Origin of the sequence: Ruegeria arenilitoris, assembly GCF_013030985.1 — a bacterium.
In the GTDB taxonomy this organism is placed as follows: Bacteria; Pseudomonadota; Alphaproteobacteria; order Rhodobacterales; family Rhodobacteraceae; genus Ruegeria; species Ruegeria arenilitoris_B.
This window is the reverse complement of sequence record NZ_WPYP01000001.1, coordinates 376,470-397,044: the sequence shown is the minus strand read 5'-3', so window position 1 is coordinate 397,044 and position 20,575 is coordinate 376,470. Positions and strand designations below refer to the sequence as shown.

General features: G+C 60.1%; 19 protein-coding genes. 9 read left to right on the top strand and 10 right to left on the bottom strand.

Annotated features, from left to right (window positions below; all coding sequences use genetic code 11):
- Positions 1–130: 130 nt before the first annotated feature.
- The 5 genes from GOX88_RS01905 to GOX88_RS01885 all read right to left on the bottom strand — a co-directional run bounded on the left by GOX88_RS01905 (position 131) and on the right by GOX88_RS01885 (position 6,629).
- Positions 131–1,507 carry a TRAP transporter large permease gene (locus GOX88_RS01905; protein WP_170398443.1) on the bottom strand — a complete coding sequence of 459 codons (1,377 nt, stop codon included), beginning with the start codon at positions 1,505–1,507 and terminating at the stop codon, positions 131–133.
- Positions 1,507–2,184, bottom strand: a complete 678-nt coding sequence (locus GOX88_RS01900; protein ID WP_170398440.1) for a TRAP transporter small permease — start codon at positions 2,182–2,184, stop codon at positions 1,507–1,509. Before GOX88_RS01900 ends, GOX88_RS01905 begins: the two co-directional genes overlap by 1 nt.
- Positions 2,185–2,296: 112 nt before the next feature.
- A complete protein-coding gene (locus tag GOX88_RS01895) occupies positions 2,297–3,298 on the bottom strand; it encodes a DctP family TRAP transporter solute-binding subunit (protein WP_217354178.1) in 1,002 nt (333 codons plus the stop codon).
- Positions 3,299–3,669: 371 nt separating this feature from the next.
- A complete protein-coding gene (locus GOX88_RS01890) occupies positions 3,670–4,899 on the bottom strand; it encodes a sigma-54-dependent transcriptional regulator (RefSeq protein WP_170398437.1) in 1,230 nt (409 codons plus the stop codon).
- The gene (locus GOX88_RS01885; protein WP_170398433.1) at positions 4,896–6,629 is read right to left on the bottom strand and encodes a sensor histidine kinase; all 1,734 of its coding nucleotides are present in this window, start codon (positions 6,627–6,629) and stop codon (positions 4,896–4,898) included. Before GOX88_RS01885 ends, GOX88_RS01890 begins: the two co-directional genes overlap by 4 nt.
- A gap of 47 nt (positions 6,630–6,676) precedes the next feature.
- Between GOX88_RS01885 and GOX88_RS01880 the strand changes: the two genes are divergently transcribed.
- Positions 6,677–7,849 carry a cytochrome P450 gene (locus tag GOX88_RS01880; protein ID WP_170400229.1) on the top strand — a complete coding sequence of 391 codons (1,173 nt, stop codon included), beginning with the start codon at positions 6,677–6,679 and terminating at the stop codon, positions 7,847–7,849.
- Positions 7,850–7,855: 6 nt separating this feature from the next.
- Here GOX88_RS01880 and GOX88_RS01875 read toward each other — a convergent pair whose 3' ends face one another.
- A complete protein-coding gene (locus GOX88_RS01875) occupies positions 7,856–8,335 on the bottom strand; it encodes an Lrp/AsnC family transcriptional regulator (protein WP_170324770.1) in 480 nt (159 codons plus the stop codon).
- A 141-nt stretch (positions 8,336–8,476) separates the two neighbouring features.
- On the opposite strand from GOX88_RS01875, the gene cobA reads away from it, so the two are divergent.
- The 7 genes from cobA (at position 8,477) to infC (ending at position 14,102) form a co-directional block, all read left to right on the top strand.
- Positions 8,477–9,253: a uroporphyrinogen-III C-methyltransferase gene (gene cobA, locus GOX88_RS01870; RefSeq protein ID WP_170398431.1), complete on the top strand. Its 777-nt coding sequence runs from the start codon at positions 8,477–8,479 to the stop codon at positions 9,251–9,253.
- Positions 9,253–9,567, top strand: coding sequence for a DUF2849 domain-containing protein (locus GOX88_RS01865; protein ID WP_170398428.1), 315 nt, complete (start codon positions 9,253–9,255; stop codon positions 9,565–9,567). The genes cobA and GOX88_RS01865 overlap by 1 nt, the downstream gene beginning before the upstream one ends.
- A gap of 65 nt (positions 9,568–9,632) precedes the next feature.
- On the top strand, positions 9,633–11,297 hold the full coding sequence (locus GOX88_RS01860; protein WP_170398425.1) for a nitrite/sulfite reductase: 1,665 nt from the start codon (positions 9,633–9,635) through the stop codon (positions 11,295–11,297).
- Positions 11,287–12,048 carry a phosphoadenylyl-sulfate reductase gene (locus GOX88_RS01855; RefSeq protein ID WP_170398422.1) on the top strand — a complete coding sequence of 254 codons (762 nt, stop codon included), beginning with the start codon at positions 11,287–11,289 and terminating at the stop codon, positions 12,046–12,048. The genes GOX88_RS01860 and GOX88_RS01855 overlap by 11 nt, the downstream gene beginning before the upstream one ends.
- On the top strand, positions 12,045–12,452 hold the full coding sequence (locus tag GOX88_RS01850; RefSeq protein WP_170398419.1) for a DUF934 domain-containing protein: 408 nt from the start codon (positions 12,045–12,047) through the stop codon (positions 12,450–12,452). Before GOX88_RS01855 ends, GOX88_RS01850 begins: the two co-directional genes overlap by 4 nt.
- 108 nt (positions 12,453–12,560) lie before the next feature.
- Positions 12,561–13,394: a ferredoxin--NADP reductase gene (locus GOX88_RS01845; protein WP_170398416.1), complete on the top strand. Its 834-nt coding sequence runs from the start codon at positions 12,561–12,563 to the stop codon at positions 13,392–13,394.
- A gap of 117 nt (positions 13,395–13,511) precedes the next feature.
- On the top strand, positions 13,512–14,102 hold the full coding sequence (gene infC, locus GOX88_RS01840; protein ID WP_437436417.1) for a translation initiation factor IF-3: 591 nt from the start codon (positions 13,512–13,514) through the stop codon (positions 14,100–14,102).
- 62 nt (positions 14,103–14,164) lie between these two features.
- Here the strand turns inward: infC and GOX88_RS01835 are convergent, their stop codons facing one another.
- Together GOX88_RS01835 and GOX88_RS01830 are read right to left on the bottom strand one after the other, a co-directional pair.
- A complete protein-coding gene (locus GOX88_RS01835) occupies positions 14,165–15,481 on the bottom strand; it encodes an aspartate aminotransferase family protein (protein ID WP_170398413.1) in 1,317 nt (438 codons plus the stop codon).
- Positions 15,478–16,257 carry a 3-keto-5-aminohexanoate cleavage protein gene (locus GOX88_RS01830; protein WP_254443264.1) on the bottom strand — a complete coding sequence of 260 codons (780 nt, stop codon included), beginning with the start codon at positions 16,255–16,257 and terminating at the stop codon, positions 15,478–15,480. The genes GOX88_RS01835 and GOX88_RS01830 overlap by 4 nt, the downstream gene beginning before the upstream one ends.
- An 87-nt stretch (positions 16,258–16,344) precedes the next feature.
- Here GOX88_RS01830 and GOX88_RS01825 point away from each other — a divergent pair, with 87 nt between their 5' ends.
- Positions 16,345–17,244, top strand: a complete 900-nt coding sequence (locus GOX88_RS01825) for a MurR/RpiR family transcriptional regulator (RefSeq protein ID WP_170398407.1) — start codon at positions 16,345–16,347, stop codon at positions 17,242–17,244.
- 43 nt (positions 17,245–17,287) lie between these two features.
- Here the strand turns inward: GOX88_RS01825 and GOX88_RS01820 are convergent, their stop codons facing one another.
- Together GOX88_RS01820 and GOX88_RS01815 are read right to left on the bottom strand one after the other, a co-directional pair.
- A complete protein-coding gene (locus GOX88_RS01820) occupies positions 17,288–18,079 on the bottom strand; it encodes an FAD binding domain-containing protein (protein ID WP_170398403.1) in 792 nt (263 codons plus the stop codon).
- A gap of 94 nt (positions 18,080–18,173) precedes the next feature.
- Complete coding sequence (locus tag GOX88_RS01815) at positions 18,174–20,534, bottom strand: xanthine dehydrogenase family protein molybdopterin-binding subunit (RefSeq protein WP_170398399.1); 2,361 nt, start codon at positions 20,532–20,534, stop codon at positions 18,174–18,176.
- Positions 20,535–20,575: the final 41 nt, after the last annotated feature.

The window sequence follows — 20,575 nt, the reverse complement described above, 5'->3', positions numbered from 1 at the left end:
AATAATCACCCGTTATGGGGAGGTCGTCCTCTGGCTTCGATGTGGGACTGCGAGGCGTATCTTCAAGTGGTCCGCAAAGAAAAAGGCCGGGCAGATCGCGCTGCCCGGCCTTTAACAAAAGCGATCTTCGCTAGTTGGTCACGATCTCCGGCCCCATGAAGGTGTTGGGCAGGAAGGTCGATATCCACGGGATATATGTCACCATGATCAGGAAGACGAACAGCACGGCCAGGAACGGCAGCGCCGCCTTTACGACCTTCATCATCGGCATCCCGGCCACGCCCGAGGTCACGAACAGGTTCAGACCGACCGGAGGTGTGATCATCCCGATTTCCATGTTCACCACCATGATGATGCCAAGATGGATCGGGTCGATACCCAGTTCGATCGCAATCGGGAACACCAGCGGCGCCACGATCACCAGCAGGCCGGACGGTTCCATGAACTGACCACCGATCAACAAGATGACGTTGACCACGATCAGGAATGTCACCGGCCCCAGACCCGCCGACAGCATCGCGTTGGCGATGTGCTGCGGCACCTGTTCATCCGTCAGCACATGCTTGAGGATCAGCGCGTTGGCGATCACGAACAACAGCGTGACGGTCAGCTTGCCGGCCTCGAACAGCGTGTGCTTGGTGTCCGGGTGGAAGAACGCTGTCAGCAGCGCATAGGGCTTTTTCAGCAAAGGCAGGTTTGCCGTACCCTCGTCCGTGCTGAGCGGGCCCATGTCCTTGTAGACAAAGCTTGCGATGAAGAACGCATAGACGGCAGCCACCGCAGCGGCCTCGGTCGGGGTGAAGATACCGCCATAGATACCGCCCAGAATGATAACGATCAGGAACAGGCCCCAACCGGCCTCGCGCGCCGAGGTTAAGACTTCGCCCCAGCCCTTCCATTCGCCTTTTGGCAGGTTCTTGACCTTGGCCATGACATAGATGGTGATCATCAGCATCAGACCCGCCATCAGGCCCGGAATAACCCCCGCCAGGAACATGCGCCCGACCGAGACTTCAACAGCTGCGGCATAGACAACCATCACGATCGACGGCGGGATCAGGATGCCCAGCGTACCGGCATTACAGATCACACCGGCGGCGAATTCTTTGGAGTATCCGACCTGACGCATCCCGGCAATAACGATCGAGCCGATGGCCACCACGGTCGCCGGAGACGACCCGGACAGCGCCGCGAACAACATACAGGCAAAGACGCCCGCAATCGCCAGACCGCCCGGCAGATGCCCCACACAGGCAATCGAGAACCGGATGATCCGCCGTGCCACGCCGCCCGTCGTCATGAAGGACGAAGCCAAAATGAAGAAGGGGATCGCCAGCAGGGTAAAGTGCCCCTCGAACGCCTCGAACAGCGTGCCCGCGACCGAGGCCAGCGAACTGTCGGAATAGATCAGCAGGAACAGGGTCGAGCTGAGGCCCAGAGCCACCGCAATCGGAACCCCGATCAGCAGCAGGCCAATGACCATCGAGAAAAGAAGTACTACGTCCATCAGTCATGCTCTCCTTGCTGAGCCCGGACCTCTTCGATCTCGTCCTCGACTTCGTGGCTGGCGACGATGCGGTCGGTCTCACCGCGCCATATCTGCACGGCGACCTGCGCAAAGCGGATCACTAACAGCAGCATCGACAGCGGCAGTATGAAATAGGGAACGACCTTGGGCAGTTTCTCGTACGACTCGCCGTAATTGATCAGGTCTTCAAGGAACCGCAGCGGCGCGACCATGGGGATGTCATCGACCTCATAGAAACTCTGGCTGCGGGCGTCGAAATTAAACCCGGTCGGGAACCAGCGGCCCGAAGTGGGCGGCAGGTCGGCAAACACGGCCCAGTAGTCATACGCCCCTTTGAGCATCAGCAGCGAGAACACCAGACAGCAGCCAACAGCGATCAGCGCCAAGACTCGGCGCGGCGCCGGGGCCAGCATGTTCAGGATGGCATCCACACCCAAATGCGCGTGCTTCTTCACCGCATAAGACGCGCCCAACAGCACAAGCCACCCAAAGATGAACACCGTCAGCTCAAGCGCCCACAGGATATTGGAATTGAATACGAACCGCGCGATCACATTGGCAAAAGTCACGGCCGTCATCAGGCCCAGCAGCAACGCGATCAGGGTTTCTTCGATATGGTCGACCAGCCCGCCTTGGCCGGGTTTCGCACCAGACATCTTTCTGTCCCCGCATTTTTTGTGATGAGAGTGATTGGGGCGGGCCATTCACGGCCCGCCCGGCCTGCGCGTCGTATACTCCCCAGTCCTGGACGCGCGGCCTGAACCGGGATCAGAACCCGGCGTTGATCGCCTGAGCGGCGTCGATCTTGTCCTGACCCACGTCGTCAGCGAATTTGTCCCAAACCGGTTTCATCGCATCAACCCAGGCTTGGCGCTGATCGGGGTCCAGCTCACGAATGATGCCGCCCGCATCGGTGATCGACGCTTTGGCCGCTTCGTTCACCGCAAAGGCTTCCTTGTTCCGGGTCTCGGTCACTTCGGCCAGAATGGTCAGGAACTGGTCACGGACTTCCGGATCCAGGCTGTCCAGCCAGTCAACCGACGTCACGACCAGATAGTCGATGATGCCGTGGTTGGTCTCTGTAATGCCGTCCTGAACCTCGAAGAACTTCTTGCCGTAGATGTTCGACCAGGTGTTCTCCTGCCCGTCCACAACGCCCTGCTGCAGCGCGCCGTACACTTCCGAGAAGGCCATTTTTTGCGGGCTGCCACCGATGGCTTCCATCTGCGCGACCAGCACGTCCGAGGACTGCACGCGGAACTTCAGACCATCCGCATCCAACGGATCCACCAGAGGTTTGTTGGCCGACATCTGCTTCATGCCATTGTGCCAGAAGGCCAGCCCCTGCAGACCACGACGCTGCATGCTGTCCTTCATCGCCTGACCCTCGGCCGAGGCCTGGAACGCATCCACGGCATCGATGTTCTTGAACATGAACGGCAGGTCGAACAGACGGAACTGCTTGGTGAACTTTTCGAATTTCGACAGCGAGGGCGCGGCCAGCTGCACGTCGCCTTGCAACATCGCCTCCAACACCTTGTCGTCGTTGTACAGCGTAGAGTTCGGATAGACTTCTATGCACATCACACCGTTCATCTCGTCATTCACGCGCTGCTCCAGCAGCGATGCCGCGATGCCCTTGGGGTGCTTGTCCGAGTTCGTCACATGCGCGAACTTCACGACGATCTCGCCGTCCTCACAGGCTGCCATGCCTGCAGTTGCGGTTACGGTCAGTGCAACTGCCGTTGCGGCCGTTGTCAGGAATTTCATCAGTCTTTTCCTCCCAGACTTACTCATTCGTCCAATTGGCGCCTGTTTGGCACCGTATGAGCGAAGTGAAGCGAATCAGGAGTTTTGGCTCAACGTTTTGTTTCATATCGCGCAACCACAGATTTTCTTGCATTAAAACAGCGGATTAAAAGGAGCATTCCAGAGTCCCGTTTCTTCTCTCAAATCACGTTGTGCGAAATTCCGCACAAGCCCGGCCCCCTGTTGTGCGGGATTCCGCACTCTTCCCGAATCAATTCTCCAGAATCACACCGTCTACATCTCGCACACCCGCAGCCCGTCTCAGCGGGCTGCCTGGCCCAACACCTTTAACCGCATGATAATGCGGTCAAAGGGGGCGGGAGCGGTTCGGATCACCTGCGATAGTCTTCAGGGCGAATCTGATACCGGGCCAGCTTGTCATAAAACGTCTTGCGCGGCAGTTTCAGCGCTTTTGCCGCGTCCGAGGCCTTGCCGTTGTGTCGCCCCAATGCCGCGATCAGCAACGAGCGTTCCACCCGCGCCATCTGCTCGCTCAACCCCAGATCGGTGGCCTGTGCAACCTCTTCCGGCATCCCCAACACAAACCGCATGGCGGCGGACATCAGCGACCGGGCGTTGCCGGGCCAATCACTGGCCATCAGCGACGCCAGGTGCTCGGACGAGATCTCGGGTTCCGGGATACCGGCCTGTTCGGCCGCCTGCGCCACGTAGTGTCGAAAGATCACCGGAATATCCTCGGGCCGCTCGGCCAGCGACGGAATGCGTACCCGCATCACGTCCAGCCGATAGAACAGGTCCGCGTGAAACCGCCCCTCTGCCGACAGCGCGGCCAGATCGGCTGTTGTGCCTGCCAGAATACGCGCACCGATGCCCTGCTCGACCGCTTCCAACGCCGCATATTGCGTGGCCTCGGGCATCGCCGAGATTTCGTCCAGAAACAGCGAGCCTCCGGCCGCATCCTCGCAGACCTGAACCAGCGCGTCGGGCGTCAGACCGGACGAGGGTCGTTTCACAAACGGACCCTGCGCCTGCGGCGACATCAAGTGTACAACTTCGGCCACTTTTGAGATTCCGCTTCCCGCGGGGCCGGTGACCAAAACTTCGGCCCCTGTGAGGGCAACGGTCCGCGCACGCTCCCTCAAGGCTTCGGCTTGTGGAGACAGGCCGAACAGCAGGCGCGCAGCGGGGTCTCCACGTTCCAACTCGTGTTTCAACGCGCGCTGTTCCAGAACCTGAACACGTGCGACAAAAGCCTTGCCCAGAACCTCCAACAGGTCGGCGGCGGCGCAAGGTTTTTCCAGAAAGTCGTACGCCCCCTGCCCCATGGCACGGACGGCCATCGGGATATCGCCTTCACCCGTCAGCAGGATGACCGGCAGGTCCGGGTCAATCTCATGCGCGTAGGTCAACAAATGAAACCCATCCCGCCCCGGCATCCGGATATCCGACACGATCACGCCGGGGAAATCAGCGCGGATGTGATCCTTGGCCGCCACGAAAGACCCCGCAGTGACCGGCACGTAGTCGGCCAGTTCCAGCGTTTGCGCCAGCGCTTCGCGCACGGCGGCGTCATCGTCGACCAATAAAACCTTGCGGATCATGCCACCTCATCTTCCCGGTAATACTCAAGTTCAACGGTGAACATCGCACCGGTCTGCGCGTTCGTACCACGGATATTTCCACCAAAACTCTGAACCAGACCATACGAGATCGAAAGGCCCAACCCCATCCCCTCGGACGATCCAACCGCCTTGGTTGTGTAGAAGGGTTCGAACAGTTTTTCGGTGTTTTCAATGCCGGGACCGATATCGCGCACCGTAACGGTCAGCCTTTCATCGGCCTCGATCGCAATGCGGATAAGGCGCTCCTCTTGCTGGCTCATCGCGTCTGCGGCGTTGTTGATCAGGTTCACAAACACCTGCACCAGACGCACCTCGCCACCCCACGCATAGACCGGGTTTTCCGGCGGCCGCCAGTCCATCGTCACACCTTCGGTGCGCAGACGCGCCTCGGTCAGTTCCACGGCCGTGTCGATCACCTGCACCAGATCGACCTTGCCCATCGGCTCACTTTCATTGCGGGCAAAGGCGCGCAGGTTCTTGATGATCCGCGCCATCCGGGCGGCCATGTCAGAAATGCGCGTCAGGTTCTCGGCGGCTTTCTCCTCGCGCCCCCGCGACAGAAAGGCCGCCCCGTTGTCGGCAAATTGCCGGATCGCCATCAGGGGTTGGTTCAGTTCATGGCTGATACCTGCTGACATCTGCCCCAAGGCGCTGAGTTTACCCGCTTGAATAAGCTCCTCCTGCGCGTGCTTCAACGCAGTCTCCGCCTCTTGCCGTTCATGCACCTCCCGACGCAGGGCGGTGTTGGCAGCGGTCAAGGCGCGGGTACGCTGCGCAACGCGGCTTTCCAAAACCGCGTTGGCTTCGGACAGAGTTCGTCTGCGTTCCGTCGCCAGAAACAGCAACGCTCCGAAGGCCAGACAGATCGCCGCAACAGTCGCCGCCTGCAATCCAGCCAGACGCCGTGCGGGGGCAACATCGACCAGCACCTCGGCCGTCATATCGATGACGGGCAGATCAAGCATCAGGTGCAACGCGCGGCTGGGCAGGTAGCGGCCCCAGTTAAGCCTCCACAACTCATGCGGTCCAACCCGGGTCGAGGCGAAATCGACCTCGCCCCCTTCTGGCGGTGTCAGCCCCTGTTGCCCGTCAGCGCGGTGCCAGAACAACAGATCAGACCGGTTCGAGATAAAGACCACCCCGTCGCCATCTATAAAGAAAACCGCCTCGGTGCTGCCGCGCCAAGTCTGTTCCACATCCTGCACGTCAGCCACAACCATCAGCGCGCCTTCGACCCGGCCCGAGTCGTCAAAGGCCGGGGCCGCATAGGAATAGATGCGGCTGCCGCTGATCGGCAAGACACCATGCGCGTTGCCCAATGCCCCCTGCAGCGCCCGCTGGAAAGCGGGGTGATCGGCCATGTTGTTTTGCTCAACGGGCTGCGCCGAAACCAGGATCTGACCGGCCCGGTCTAGGTACATCATGTTCACGGCCGCGGTCTTGTCCGCGACGTCCAACAGGATCGCGCGGGCTGCCTGTTGCTGCGCTGGGGTTTCAATCGCTCGCAGGGCCGGATGATTTGCCATCAACACAGCCAGTTCCTGATAGACCTGCATCTGCGTGCTTAGCCGGTCGGCAGCCAGTTCAAGGTCAGCCCCGGCCTTTTCGCTGAGTTGCGACAGCGCCTGCCGATAGCCATAAGACCACACTCCGGCGGACAACAGCCCGACGGCACACAGAAATCCCAGGATCACCCAAACCCGTTGCATGGTATAGGGTCTTGCATTCAGCGCGCCGCATGGCAAGTCTGCGCCGCATGAAGACGGTATTCCAATCCCCGGTCGAACCGGGTTTCGTGCAGGATCCCTATCCTTTTTATGACAAGGCCCGTGCGTACGGGGACCTAGTTTATTGGGAAGATTACAACAAGATCGCGGCGGTCTCGCACCGGGCCGTGCAGGTATTGCTGAAGGATCGCCGTTTCGGCCGCGAGGTTCCTGCCGAGTTGCAAGGCCCCGGCCCCGCCCATCTGGCGCCGTGGCTGAACGTCGAGGCGCATTCGTTGCTCGAGGCCGAACCACCGCGCCACACGCGACTGCGGGCGCTGGTCATGCGGGCCTTTACGTCCCGCGCAATCGCAACGCTGGAGCCGTCCATTCGCGACCTCAGCCACAGCCTGATCGACCGCTTTCCGGATACTCCCTTTGACCTGCTGGACGCGTTCTGTACGCAGGTTCCGGTGATTACGATCTGCCGCCTGTTGGGCGTGCCCGAGGAGATGTCACCCGATCTGTTGCGCTGGTCTCATGCCATGGTGGCGATGTATCAGGCCAGCCGCACACGCGAGACCGAGGATACCGCCGCAACCGCCGCCCGGGAATTCTCGGCTTTCCTCAGCAACTACATCGAACAGCGGCGCACCGACCCGCAGGACGATCTGATCACCCGCCTGATCACCGCCGAGGAAGACGGCAAGAAACTCTCGCACGATGAGCTTGTCGCCACCTGCATCCTGCTGCTGAACGCCGGGCACGAGGCCACGGTTCATTCGTTGGGCAATGGCGTGAAAACGGTGCTGCAGCTTGGAATCGACCCACGCGATCATGCGATAGACGGCCTGGTCGAGGAAATCCTGCGCTACGACCCTCCGCTGCACATGTTCACCCGCTATGCCTATGAAGAGGTTGATCTGTTTGGACACACTTTCAAACGCGGCGATGAGGTCGCGCTATTGCTGGGGGCCGCGAACCGCGATCCATCGGTCTGGGCTGAACCGAACCGGTTTGATCCATCCCGCCCGATCGTCACCAATACCAGTTTCGGCGGCGGGCTGCATTTCTGCGTCGGTGCCCCACTGGCACGGCTGGAGATGCGGATTGCCCTGACGGCCCTGTTTGAGCGCTGCCCCAACCTGCGCCTGAGCGCCGATCCGGAGTATTCCAACTCTTACCATTTCCACGGGCTGACCCGGCTAATGGTGCACGTCTGAGCGGCCTCAGCTTTCGATCAGCGCGTTCAGTGGCAGCATGGTGGTGGACTTGATCTCTTCCATCGATAGCAGTGCGGTCACGTTATGGACACGTACCTCAGAGATCAGGGTCTGATAGAATTCGTCATACGCCCGGGCATTCTTGACCCGAACCTTGAGGATATAGTCGATGTCACCGGCCAGCCGGTGCGCCTCCTGCACCTCCGGTCGATCCCGCAGGGCTTTGAGGAACTTGCGCTGCCATTCGGCCTCATGTTCCGAGGTACGGATCAGTACGAAAAATGTGGCTTCGAATCCCAGCGCCTCGGCATCCAGCAGAACGGTCTGCTGACCGATAACCCCGGCCCCTTTCAGCTTGCGAATGCGATTCCATACTGGGGTCTTGGAACTGCCGACGCGAGCCGCTATTTCGTCCAGCGATTGGCTGGCGTCGCGCTGTAGCTCGACCAGAATTTTCCGATCCGTGTCATCAATCCGCACTGACATTCCATTTTTCCCTTCGTTTCAAAACTCACGTCCCAGATCCGGGCGCCTACGGAACGTTTGTTCTTATTTAAGCGCCTATATAGCGTAATACCGGGAATATTTCCTATATTGCAGGTCAAGTCAAACCAAGCGGAACAACACATGCAGCTTACGCATTCATATGATGGCACAGGACACGTCGACTTTGTCGGCGCGGGTCCGGGCGATCCGGAATTGCTGACGCTCAAGGCGCTGAATGCCTTCGAGCGCGCTGACGTCGTTCTGCATGATCGCCTGATCAGTGCCGAAGTTCTGGAACTGGCGGGCAAGTCCGCAGTTCTGGTTGATGTTGGCAAGGCGGGCTTTGGTCCCTCGTGGAAACAGGAAGACATTGACGCGCTGCTGGTCGACTATGCCGTGAAAGGCCACCACGTCGTGCGCCTGAAATCCGGCGACCCAACCGTCTTTGGCCGCCTGGATGAAGAGATCGAAGCGGTCGAGGCTGCAGGCATCTCGTGGCAGATCGTTCCCGGCATCACCGCTGCATCAGCAGCGGTTGCAGGGATCGGCCAAAGCCTGACGCGCCGCGGCCGCAATTCCTCGGTGCGGTTTCTGACCGGTCACGACATGAAGGGCTTTGCTGATCACGACTGGACCGCGCTGGCGCGTACGGGTTCTGTCGCGGCGATCTATATGGGCAAGAAATCCGCCCGTTTCATTCAGGGCCGCCTGATCATGCACGGCGCCGACCGCGAAACGCCGGTGACGCTGGTGGAAAACGCCTCACGCCCCGATCAACGCATTCTGGCCACGACGCTGGATCAGTTGCCCACCGATCTGAACGCCGCCGAAATGGACGGCCCCACCCTGACCTTTTACGGCCTCGCCCCGCGCCAAGCGGCCAAGGCCCTGACCGAATTCAAGAAGGAGCACGCCTGATGGCCCGCGCTTTTACCCCCAAAGTGGTCACCGCAAACGACCTGCTGGAAGGCGACGTTATTTACCTGACCGAAGACGACCGCTGGTCGCGTGAGCTGTCCGATGCCGAGCTGATCACGGATGAAGCCCATGCGCAGGTCCGTCTGCTGGACGCCACCCGTCAGGCCAGCAAGATCGTCGGTGCTTATCTGGCCGATGCCATCGCAGGCGACAACGGCCCCGAACCCACCCATTTCCGCGAGGACTTCCGCCGCACCGGACCCTCGAACTATGCCCATGGCAAGCAGGAAACAGCAACGCAGCCCCGGGCCTGACCTCTGGCCCTCTCTCTCCCCTTCATGGCCCCAAGGTTCGGGGCTGCAATCAAGGACAGCTAATCATGTATCGCTACTCCGAGTTCGACACAGCATTTTTGGCAGAACGTAACGCGCAGTTCCGCGCGCAGGTCGAGCGCCGCATTGACGGCTCGCTGACCGAAGACGAATTCAAGCCCCTGCGCCTGATGAATGGCCTGTATCTGCAGCTGCATGCTTACATGCTGCGGGTCGCCATCCCCTATGGCACCCTGTCCAGCGCGCAGATGCGCCAACTGGCCCTGCTGGCTGAAAAGTGGGACAAGGGCTATGGCCACTTCACCACCCGCCAGAACATCCAGTACAACTGGCCGAAACTGAACGACGTACCTGATATGCTGGACGCGCTGGCCGAAGTTGGGATGCACGCCATCCAGACCTCGGGCAACACTATCCGCAACGTTACCGCCGACCATTTCGCCGGTGCAGCCGCGGATGAGGTCGCCGACCCCCGGCCCTATGCCGAACTGCTGCGCCAGTGGTCGACCGACCACCCGGAATTTCAGTTCATGCCGCGTAAGTTCAAGATCGCCATCACCGGTTCGGAAAACGACCGCGCCGTGATCAAGGCGCACGATATCGGCCTGCAACTGGTCGAGCGTGACGGCGTTCTGGGTGCCCGCGTTATCGTGGGTGGCGGTCTGGGCCGTACCCCGATGATCGGTAAAGAGCTGTCCGAATTTGTCGCATTTGACGATCTGCTGGCCTACCTGGAAGCCACCGTTTCCGTGTGGAACCAGATCGGCCGCCGCGACAACAAGTACAAAGCGCGTATCAAGATCACCGTGCACGAAAACGGCATCGACACCATCCGCGCGAAGGTTAACGAGCGCTTCTTGCAGGTTCGCCCGCAGTTCAAGGGTGCCGACATGAACCTGCTGGAAGAGATCAAGGCCCACTTCGCGGCACCTGCCTTCCGCGAAGGCTCGGTTGCCTCGTTCGAGAGCGCCTATACCAGCGACCCGGTCTTCCGGTCGTGGGTCGACACCAACATCGCACCGCACAAGAACGCGGACCACGCGATCGTCACGATCTCGATCAAGAAACACGGTGCGACACCGGGTGATGCGACTGCTGAACAGATGCGCGTGATGGCCGATCTGGCCGAAGAGTTCGCCTATGACGAGCTGCGCATCAGCCATGAGCAGAACGTGATCCTGCCGCATGTTCACAAATCGGACCTGCCCGCGATCCATGCGAAGCTGAAGAAATACGAGCTGGCGACCGCCAATATCGGTCTGATCAGCGACATCATCGCCTGCCCCGGCATGGACTACTGCGCGCTGGCCACAGCACGCTCGATCCCTGTTGCGCAGGAAATCGCGACCCGCTTCGAAGACCTGAAGCTGGAGCATGATATCGGTCACCTGAAGATCAAGATCTCGGGCTGCATCAACGCATGTGGTCACCACCACGTGGGTCATATCGGCATCCTGGGTCTGGATCGCGCAGGTGTCGAAAACTACCAGATCACTCTGGGTGGAGACGGCACCGAGAACGCGGCCATTGGCGACCGCACTGGTCCCGGCTTTGCCTATGACGAGATCGTGCCTGCCGTTGAGCGCATCGTCGACACCTATCTGGAGCAACGCGAAAGCAGCGAGGAAACTTTCCTGCAGACCTATCGTCGGGTAGGCATGGCGCCGTTCAAGGCGGCGCTCTACCCCGAGGCGCAGGCTAATGCCGCTTGACCTGATCCAGACGGAACTGGGTAAAGACCGAAGCGAATTGACCGAAAGGGTCGAAGCGCTGAACGCCCAGTTCCGCCACCACAGCGCCCATGACGTCATGCATGGCGCTTTGGAGGAGATTGACGAGCTTGCGCTGGTTTCGAGCTTTGGTGCGGAATCGGTGGTGTTGCTGCACATGGCGGCGGTGGTCAACAAGATGACCCCGGTGCTGTTCGTGGACACTCAGATGCTGTTCACCGAAACGTTGGAATACCAGCAAGAGGTGAGCGAACGTCTGGGCCTGAAGAACGTCCACGTCCTCCGCGCCGAGGACGAGGACGTTCAGCGCGACGACCCTTATGGCGCGTTGCGTTTGCGGGACATGGATGCGTGCTGCAACCTGCGCAAGACCTTCCCGCTGCAGCGGGCACTGATGGGGTATGATGGCTGGATCACCGGCCGCAAACGGTTCCAGTCCGGCACCCGCGCCGCGCTCGAGTTCTTCGAGGTCGAGGACGGCACAGGCCGGATCAAGGTCAACCCGCTGGCCCATTGGGCGCCCGAGGACGTGCGCGCCTATATGGACGAAAACAACTTGCCCCGGCACCCGCTGGTGGCCAAAGGATACCCTTCGATCGGCTGTGCGCCCTGCACCTCGCCGGTCAAAGAGGGCGAAGACCCCCGTGCCGGACGCTGGCGCGATCAGAACAAAGAAGAATGCGGCATCCATTTTGTCGATGGCAAGATGGTGCGCGCCGGAGAGAAAACATGAACGTAATCGTATCGGATACGGGGTTTGCCCCCGATGACTGGACCGACGGGTTTGTCACCCTGGAAGACGCGGCCAATGATGTGGTCGCGCTGGATGTGGCCTCGGACATTGACCCGGATGAGCTGATTGACCGCCTGGGCAGCGCACAGATGGTGCGCGTGGACTTTCCGTCCTCAGCCGATGGTCGTGGCTTTACAATCGCACGTGTACTGCGCCTGAAAGGTTATACTGGCCGCTTGCGCGCCAAAGGGCATGTTCTGGCTGATCAATATGCCATGGCGCGCCGCAGCGGATTTGACGAAGTCGAGATCGACGACGCTCTGGCCGCCCGTCAACCCGAAGATCAGTGGCTGGCCCGCGCCAACTGGAAAGACCACAGCTATCAGGCCCGCCTGCGCGGCTAAGACCGCCAACAGCCAGCTTAAATTAAGGAAAGGGGCAATCTGCCCCTTTTCCTGATGTGGATCAAAGCTTAAACGGAGATGTCGGTTTAGCAGACCGGCAGTGAAACGATGACAGAGATGAAGCCCGTGACCGAAGCTACCGCCGTAAAGGCCCCCGTTCTGCCGGACGCCCAAACCGTAACGGACGTCAAACACTGGACCGACAGCCTGTTTTCCTTCAAGGTGTCGCGCCCTGCCTCGCTGCGGTTCCGCTCGGGCGAGTTCGTGATGATCGGCCTGCTGGGCGACAATGGCAAACCCTTGCTGCGCGCCTATTCGATTGCCTCGCCGTCCTGGGACGAAGAGCTGGAGTTCTATTCGATCAAGGTGCAGGACGGTCCGCTGACCTCGAAACTGCAACACATCAAGGCGGGTGACCAGATCATCCTGCGTCCCAAGCCCGTTGGCACGCTGGTCCACGACGCCCTGCTGCCCGGCAAGCGTCTGTGGTTCTTTGCCACCGGCACCGGCTTTGCGCCGTTCGCCTCGCTGCTGCGCGAACCGCAGACCTATGAGGACTATGACGAAGTCATCATCACCCATACCTGCCGCGAAGTGGCAGAGCTGGAGTATGGCCGTCAGCTGATCGAGAGCATCCGTCAGGACGAGATGTTGGCCGAGCTGATTGGCGAAGGGTTTGCGGACAAGATCCGTTACTACCCGACCACCACGCGGGAAGAGAGCCCCAAGATGGGCCGCATCACAAACCTGCTGAAAGACGGCACCGTGTTTTCCGATCTGGGCATCGAGGGCGGCATCCAGCCGGAAACCGACCGCGCCATGGTTTGCGGGTCGCTGGCCTTCAACCTGGACATCAAGGCAATTCTGGAAGAGTTCGGCCTGCGCGAAGGCGCCAATTCCGAGCCCAAGGAATTCGTGATCGAAAAGGCCTTTGTCGGCTGATCCTATCGCGCGGGCCGCTGGATTGACCATGGCCCGCGCATAAACCCGCTGTTAAACCTGATTTATTGAGGTCTTTCGGCAAGGTTGGCGCTTGAATCAAGACGCGCAGCAGTCTAAATTCCGGGCTCGAAATTCTGCAATCATCAAAGGAATGAACCCATAGCCCGCAGACCTCACAACGCGCCGCCGCAGAGAGACACCGGCCCGCGCGTCAATGAAAAGATCCGTGCCCCCGAAATTCGCCTGATCGGCGCCGAAGGTGAAAACGTCGGGGTGGTTCATCCCGCCAAAGCAATGCAGATGGCCGCCGATGTCGGACTTGATTTGGTTGAAATCTCGCCTAATGCGAACCCGCCCGTCTGCAAGATCATGGATTTCGGCAAGTTCAAATACGAACAGCAGAAACGTGAAAGCGAAGCCCGCAAGAAGCAAAAAATCATTGAAGTGAAAGAGGTCAAATTCCGACCCAACACCGACACCCATGACTATGACGTCAAAATGCGGAACGTGTTCAAGTTTTTGGAAAACGGTGACAAGGTTAAAGTTACCCTGCGCTTCCGCGGTCGCGAGATGGCGCACCAGAATCTGGGCCGCGAGCTGCTGGAACGTGTAGCCGAGGACGTAAAGGATCTGGGTAAGATCGAAAACATGCCCAAGATGGAAGGCCGTCAGATGATCATGATGATCGGGCCTCTGCCGCAGAAGTAAGGTCTTAGCCGACCGGGAATTCAAAGCCCCCTCATCCGAGGGGGCTTTTCTTTTTTCAGCCGTCAGATCACCGCTGATATTGCCTTGCTCAGCTTGCCGACCAACTCGTCAATCTGTGCCTCTTCGATGATGAACGGCGGTGCCAGCAGGATGTGATCGCCCATCCGTCCGTCGCGAGTGCCTGACATCGGGTAACAGATCAGACCTTCGGCCAGCGCAGCCTTCTTGATCTTACCTGCCACGCCGAGCGCTGGGTCGAACGGTGTTTTGCTGTCGCGATCCGCTACCAGCTCAATGCCCCGGAACAAGCCACGACCCCGAACATCCCCAACGTTGGGATGTTGTCCCAACGCGGCCTCAAGTGCCGATTGCAGTTTCTCCCCCATGACACCTGCCCTTGCAGGCAAATCACGCCCGGTCAGTTCGCGGATAACGGCCAGCGCCGCCGCCGTAGCGACCGGATGCCCAATGTAAGTGTGGCCGTGCTGAAAGAACCCGGACCCGTCGCGGATCGCATCGTAAATCCTCCCGGTACACATCATCGCCCCGATCGGCTGATATCCAGCCCCCAACCCTTTGGCGATGCACAGGATATCCGGGGCGACACGGTCATGATCGCAGGCAAACAGATGACCAGTCCGACCCATGCCGCACATCACCTCATCCAGAATCAGCAGCACGCCGTACTGATCGCAGATCTCGCGGATGCGTTTGAAATACCCCTCGACCGCAGGCACCGCGCCCAGTGTCGCCCCCACGACCGGTTCGGCCATGAAGGCCATCACGGTCTCGGGACCTAGCCGCAGGATTTCAGCCTCCAGCTCGTTGGCGACACGCTGACCGTAGTCATGGCTGCTCTCGCCTTCCGATTTCTCGGCATATTCATAGCAAGGCGCGATATGGGTCATGTCGATCAGCATCGGAGCAAATTGCGCACGTCGCCACGCGTTCCCACCGGCCGACAGGGCGCCCAAGGTATTGCCGTGATAGCTTTGCCGCCGGGCAATCACATGTCGCCGCTCGGGCTGGCCGATCTCCAGATAATACTGCCGTGCAAGTTTGATCGCCGCCTCGGTCGCCTCGGACCCGCCCGAAACAAAATACACACTATTCAGATCGCCCGGAGCGTGCTCGACCAGCAGATCCGCCAGCGCCTCGGCCGGTTCCGAGGTCATGAAACCAGTATGGGCAAAGGCGATCTTCTCCACCTGCTCCTGCACCGCCCGGATCACGGCCGGATTTGAATGGCCCAGACAGGACACTGCGGCATCTCCGCAGTCCAGGTAACGACGGCCCTGCGTATCGATCAGATAGCACCCGTCCCCCCCTGCGGCGATGGGCAGGTCTGACTTCGTGTGGCGTGGGAATACGTGACTCATTCAACTGCCCCTTCCAACATGGCAATAAGCGCCGACACCGACGCGGCATTGTCTTTCCATTGATTTCCGGTTTGGTCGGTCAGGCTGTTTTCAAAGCCTACCCGAACGTCTCCTCCCTGCTGGGCCGCGTAAGCCAAACAAGCATGTTCCTGCGCACCAAAGGCGCAAACCATCCATGGTGATGTATCCACCGGAAACTGATCCAAGTCCTTCGGCGCGGACTGCTGGCCGGACGTATACCGCCCCAGAACTAAAAGGCGGTCCACCTGACCGTCCCGCACAATTCCAGCCTTTTGCCATTGCTTCAGCAAGGCAGCGTCATCCGCGTCATACAGGATATGCTGAACCCGCGTCCCCTGCTCGGCACACAGCCCATAGACATGCGGCGCCAGCTCGGGTGCCCGCGCGATTTCCCGGACGGATATCGAGGCCCAATCCGGCCGCACCTGTTCCAGACATGCCAACTGCGCAGGCACTTCGAACAGACCCGCAGCCTCGGTCGTGATCTGGATGTCCATCTCTGGAACGACCCGGCGCAGCTCGGCCATCGTTTCAAGGTATTGGCCCGCGTCCAGCGCGTGCTGCCCCTGCTTGTCGCGAATATGCAAATGCAACCCGTGCGCCCCGGCCTCAAAACAGGCGCGCGCAGCGTCCACGATCTGATCAATTGAAACGGGCAATCCGGGATGATCCGACCGCCCTCGCCGCGCTCCATTCGGCGCGACCAGCACATAGGGGCGACGAGCGGTTTCGGTATTTATTCGCGTGTCTGACATGCCCATTCCTCTGATAACACCTGCCATCTAATCAAGCTTGCACCGTTTTTTACTTGTTTATTTCAAAACATTTGTTTTTCTTTGCTCATGAAAAACACTCCAAATCAGATTACCGACCGACTGCGTCAGGGCATCGAACGGATGCCTTCGGCCCTGCAGGCAGCCGCCAAGTACATCATCGATCATCCCGGAGACTTCGGCCTGGATCCGATCCGTACGACGGCGACCAAGGTCGGCGTCAGCTCCAACGTTCTGGTCCGGCTAGCGCGACGCACGGGCTTCGACAGCTTCGAATCTTTCCGCGCACCATTCCGGCACGCATTGGTCACGGATCGAGAAGGTGAACTGGGGCAGGACTGGCTAACCACGATGCAAACTGAGGATGCGTTCAGCAACGCGCAGGCAAAGCTGGCGCAGAACGAACAGAATGTCGTCACTCGGTCCTTGCGCCTGATGAAGCCCCAAAAAACACGCGAAGCGGTCCGGTTCATCACCGCGTCCCGCAGGTGTTTCGTCACGGCGACACGCGCAAGTTACGCTCTGGCCTATTACTTCTCGTACACAGGACGCATGGCGCATCCGGGCATCCAACTGGTGCCACGCCATATTGGGTCTGCCGCCGACGATCTGCTGGACGCAGACCAAAACGATTGCCTGGTCGCCATCACCGTCCACCCCTATTCCGCGGACACCATCCAGTCGATGCGGTTCGCAAAACAACAAGGCCTGCGCCTGATCCTGATCTCGGACAGCGACGTAATCGCCCCCGGGGTCGAGCCAGACATCGCCTTCACTGTCAGCACCCGCGCCTTGTACCCGTTTTCCTGTTACACCGGAGCAATGGCCGTTCTGGAATGCCTGCTGGGGCACCTCTTCGATGCCGGAGGCGACGCGGCCCGGCAGCGCATAGAAGCCTATCAAAAGGCACGCGAAGATACCGGGGCCTATTGGCAACCCGCAAAACCGCCAAGACTTCGCCGAACATAAAAAGCCCCGGCATTCCACCGGAGCTTTGCCTAATCGCTGCGTCTTACATACAGGCTTCGACGGCCCGTTTGGTCATGACGCCGACCAGATGCGCACGGTATTCCTTGCTGCCGTGCAGATCAGCGATCATGTTGGCCGGATTGATGCGCAGATCCATCAACGCATCTGCGCGGAACTCTTTGTTCAGCGCCTCCTCTGCCTCAGACCAACGGAACACACCATCTTCGCTTGCACCGGTGACGGCGACACGCACACCATCGGCAAACCGCGCCACGTAGACGCCTACCAAAGCAAACCGCGAGGCCGGTTGCAGGAACTTCTGATAGCTTGCCGCCTGCGGTACCGGGAACCGGACCGAGGTGACGATCTCACCCTCATCCAGAGCAGTCGAGAACATTCCCTCAAAGAAATCGTCCGCAGCGATCTGCCGCGCATTGGTAACCACAGTTGCACCCGACCCCAACACAGCGGCCGGGTAACAGGCTGCCGGATCGTTATTGGCAATCGACCCGCCAATGGTGCCGCGATTGCGCACCGCCGGATCACCGATCTGACCCGCCAACGCCGCAAGGGCCGGATAGTTGCCCGCAGCCTCGGACGCAACCGTGGCATGGGTGGTCGCCCCGCCAACGGCTACCGAGCCGTCGTCCTCGACGCAGACCCCCTTCATCTCGGCTATTCCGCTTACCGACACCAGCTTGGACGGCGCCGCCAGCCGCTGCTTCAGCGTCGGGATCAACGTCTGACCACCCCCTAGCGCCTGCGCATCCTCGGCCCCCAACGCGGCAACCGCGTCGGCAATGGTCGAGGGCTTCTCAAACTCGAAATTGTACATTTCGTCTTCCTTTCCGAAAGGCGCGGATCCGCCCTTCATCTGGCTATAAATATCCCGGGGGTCCGGGGGCTGGCCCCCGGTCCACCCTCTCCATTCAGCTGTTCATCGCCGCCCAGACGCGCGACGGGCTCACCGGCATGTCGATGTGATCGACCGCCTTGCCACCCGAGTTCAGCGCATCCAGCACCGCGTTGACCACTGCAGGCGGTGAACCGATGGCCCCGGCCTCGCCACAGCCCTTCACACCCAACGGGTTATGGGTACAGGGCGTCTGACTGGAGTGATCGACACCATAAAACGGCACGTCATCCGCACGCGGCATGGCGTAGTCCATGTAGGATGCACTCAGCAGCTGGCCATTCTCGTCATAGGCGCAGTTTTCAAGCAGCGCCTGCCCGATGCCCTGACCGATGCCGCCATGCACCTGACCATCCACGATCATCGGATTGACGATGTTGCCGAAGTCATCCGCGGCAGTGAAGGCCTCGATGGTCACCTGACCTGTCTCGGGGTCTACCTCGACCTCACAGGCATAAGCGCCAGCCGGGAAGGTGAAGTTGGCCGGATCATAAAACGCGGTTTCCTCCAGCCCAGGCTCGACCTCCAGCGGATAGTTGTGCGGCACATACGCCGTCAAAGTCACATCGCCCCAGGCCACCGACTTGTCGGTGCCTGCGACGCTGAACTGACCATCCTTCAACTCGATATCCGCCTCGGACGCCTCCAGCAGGTGGGCGGCGATCCGCTTGGCTTTCTCGATCACCTTCTCGGTCGCCTTGACCATGGCCGAGCCACAAACCGCCAGCGAACGCGAGCCATAGGTGCCCATGCCAAACGGGATCTTCGACGTGTCCCCATGCACGATCTCGACCATCGACTCGTCGATGCCGATCATATCGGCCACAACCTGCGGGAAGGCGGTCTCATGCCCCTGCCCGTGGCTATGCGCACCGACCATGACGCTGATCGAACCGGTGGCGTTCACCCGAACGGTCGCCGCATCATAAAGACCCGCCCGGGCCCCCAGCATACCGACGATATTCGAAGGTGCGATGCCGCAAGCCTCGATATAACAGTTGATGCCCAGACCGCGCAGCTTGCCCTTGGCCTCGCTTTCAGCACGCCGCGCGGCAAAGCCCGCCAGATCGGCGGCGGCCTCAAGCTTGTCCATCGTCCCGTTGTAATTCCCGGTGTCATAGGTCAGCGCCACCGGCGTGTCATAGGGGAATTGGGTGATGAAGTTCTGGCGGCGCAGAGCAATCGGATCGACGCCCAATTCACGCGCGGCCTTATCCACGACACGCTCCAGCTGGAAGGTCGCCTCGGGGCGGCCCGCACCGCGATAGGCGTCCACAGGCACCGTGTTGGTGAACATCGCCTTTACGTTCACCTGAATGACCGGCGTCTTGTAGTTGCCTGCCATCAGCGTGCCATGCAGCCAGGTCGGTACCGAACTGGAGAAGGTCGACAGATAGGCGCCCAGATTGGCGTAGGTGTTGGTGCGCAGGCCGATAAAGTTGTTGTCCGCATCCAGTGCCAATTCGATCTTGCTGACATGGTCACGACCATGGGCATCCGACATGAACGCCTCGGACCGGCTGGAAGTCCACTTGACCGGACGACCACATGCCTTGGCGGCGAAAGTGCAGAACGCCTCTTCCGCATAGTGGAAAATCTTGGTGCCGAAACCGCCGCCCACATCCGGGGCCACAACGCGTACTTTATGTTCCGGCAACCCCAGCACAAAGGCACACATCAGCAGGCGGATCACGTGCGGGTTCTGTGACGTCGTAAACAGCGTGTACTCATCCGTGCCGCGCTTGTATTCGGCCACGGCAACACGCGGCTCCATCGGGTTGGCGACCAACCGATTGTTGACCAAGTCCAGAGTGGTCACATGGGCCGCATTGGCAAAGACCTCATCGACCTTGGCGTCATCGGTCTCGCCCAATTGCCAGTCATAGCAGATGTTGTTTTTCAGATCGTCATGAACCAGCGTCGCCCCATCCTGCGCCGCGGCTTTCATGTTCATGACTGCTGGCAGTTCCTCAATATCCACATCGATGGCCTCGGCCGCGTCGCGCGCCTGCTCAAGGCTGTCCGCGACAACGGCTGCGATCGGGTCACCAACATGGCGCACCTTGCCCTGGGCCAGGATCGGGTGCGGAGGCTCTTGCATGGGCGCACCGTGCTTGTCGGTCACCTCCCAGCCGCAGGGCATCCCGCCCACGCCTTCGAAATCCTTGCCGGTGAAAACCTTGACCACGCCCGGCATGCCCTCGGCCGCCGAAGTGTCCACGGATTTGATCCGGCCATGCGCGATGTCGGACCGCAGAAAATGTACATAGGCCTGGCCATGTACGTTTATGTCGTCGGTGTAATTGCCCGCTCCGGTCAGAAAGCGTACGTCCTCGCGCCGCTTGGAACTGGCTCCGATGCCACTGTCTTTGGGCATTGCTTGTTCTCCTCCCATAAACGGATGCTGATGCACCCTTT

Excerpts from the sequence above, each read along its gene's own strand:
- GOX88_RS01885 (WP_170398433.1), bottom strand. The coding sequence starts at position 6,629 with ATGCAACGGGTTTGGGTGATCCTGGGATTTCTGTGTGCCGTCGGGCTG.
- GOX88_RS01845 (WP_170398416.1), top strand. The coding sequence starts at position 12,561 with ATGACAGAGATGAAGCCCGTGACCGAAGCTACCGCCGTAAAGGCCCCC.
- GOX88_RS01890 (WP_170398437.1), bottom strand. The coding sequence starts at position 4,899 with ATGATCCGCAAGGTTTTATTGGTCGACGATGACGCCGCCGTGCGCGAA.
- GOX88_RS01860 (WP_170398425.1), top strand. The coding sequence starts at position 9,633 with ATGTATCGCTACTCCGAGTTCGACACAGCATTTTTGGCAGAACGTAAC.
- GOX88_RS01835 (WP_170398413.1), bottom strand. The coding sequence starts at position 15,481 with ATGAGTCACGTATTCCCACGCCACACGAAGTCAGACCTGCCCATCGCC.
- GOX88_RS01865 (WP_170398428.1), top strand. The coding sequence starts at position 9,253 with ATGGCCCGCGCTTTTACCCCCAAAGTGGTCACCGCAAACGACCTGCTG.
- GOX88_RS01880 (WP_170400229.1), top strand. The coding sequence starts at position 6,677 with ATGAAGACGGTATTCCAATCCCCGGTCGAACCGGGTTTCGTGCAGGAT.
- GOX88_RS01830 (WP_254443264.1), bottom strand. The coding sequence starts at position 16,257 with ATGTCAGACACGCGAATAAATACCGAAACCGCTCGTCGCCCCTATGTG.
- cobA (WP_170398431.1), top strand. The coding sequence starts at position 8,477 with ATGCAGCTTACGCATTCATATGATGGCACAGGACACGTCGACTTTGTC.
- GOX88_RS01895 (WP_217354178.1), bottom strand. The coding sequence starts at position 3,298 with ATGAAATTCCTGACAACGGCCGCAACGGCAGTTGCACTGACCGTAACC.
- GOX88_RS01905 (WP_170398443.1), bottom strand. The coding sequence starts at position 1,507 with ATGGACGTAGTACTTCTTTTCTCGATGGTCATTGGCCTGCTGCTGATC.
- GOX88_RS01850 (WP_170398419.1), top strand. The coding sequence starts at position 12,045 with ATGAACGTAATCGTATCGGATACGGGGTTTGCCCCCGATGACTGGACC.
- GOX88_RS01900 (WP_170398440.1), bottom strand. The coding sequence starts at position 2,184 with ATGTCTGGTGCGAAACCCGGCCAAGGCGGGCTGGTCGACCATATCGAA.
- GOX88_RS01875 (WP_170324770.1), bottom strand. The coding sequence starts at position 8,335 with ATGTCAGTGCGGATTGATGACACGGATCGGAAAATTCTGGTCGAGCTA.
- GOX88_RS01815 (WP_170398399.1), bottom strand. The coding sequence starts at position 20,534 with ATGCCCAAAGACAGTGGCATCGGAGCCAGTTCCAAGCGGCGCGAGGAC.
- GOX88_RS01825 (WP_170398407.1), top strand. The coding sequence starts at position 16,345 with ATGAAAAACACTCCAAATCAGATTACCGACCGACTGCGTCAGGGCATC.
- GOX88_RS01820 (WP_170398403.1), bottom strand. The coding sequence starts at position 18,079 with ATGTACAATTTCGAGTTTGAGAAGCCCTCGACCATTGCCGACGCGGTT.
- GOX88_RS01855 (WP_170398422.1), top strand. The coding sequence starts at position 11,287 with ATGCCGCTTGACCTGATCCAGACGGAACTGGGTAAAGACCGAAGCGAA.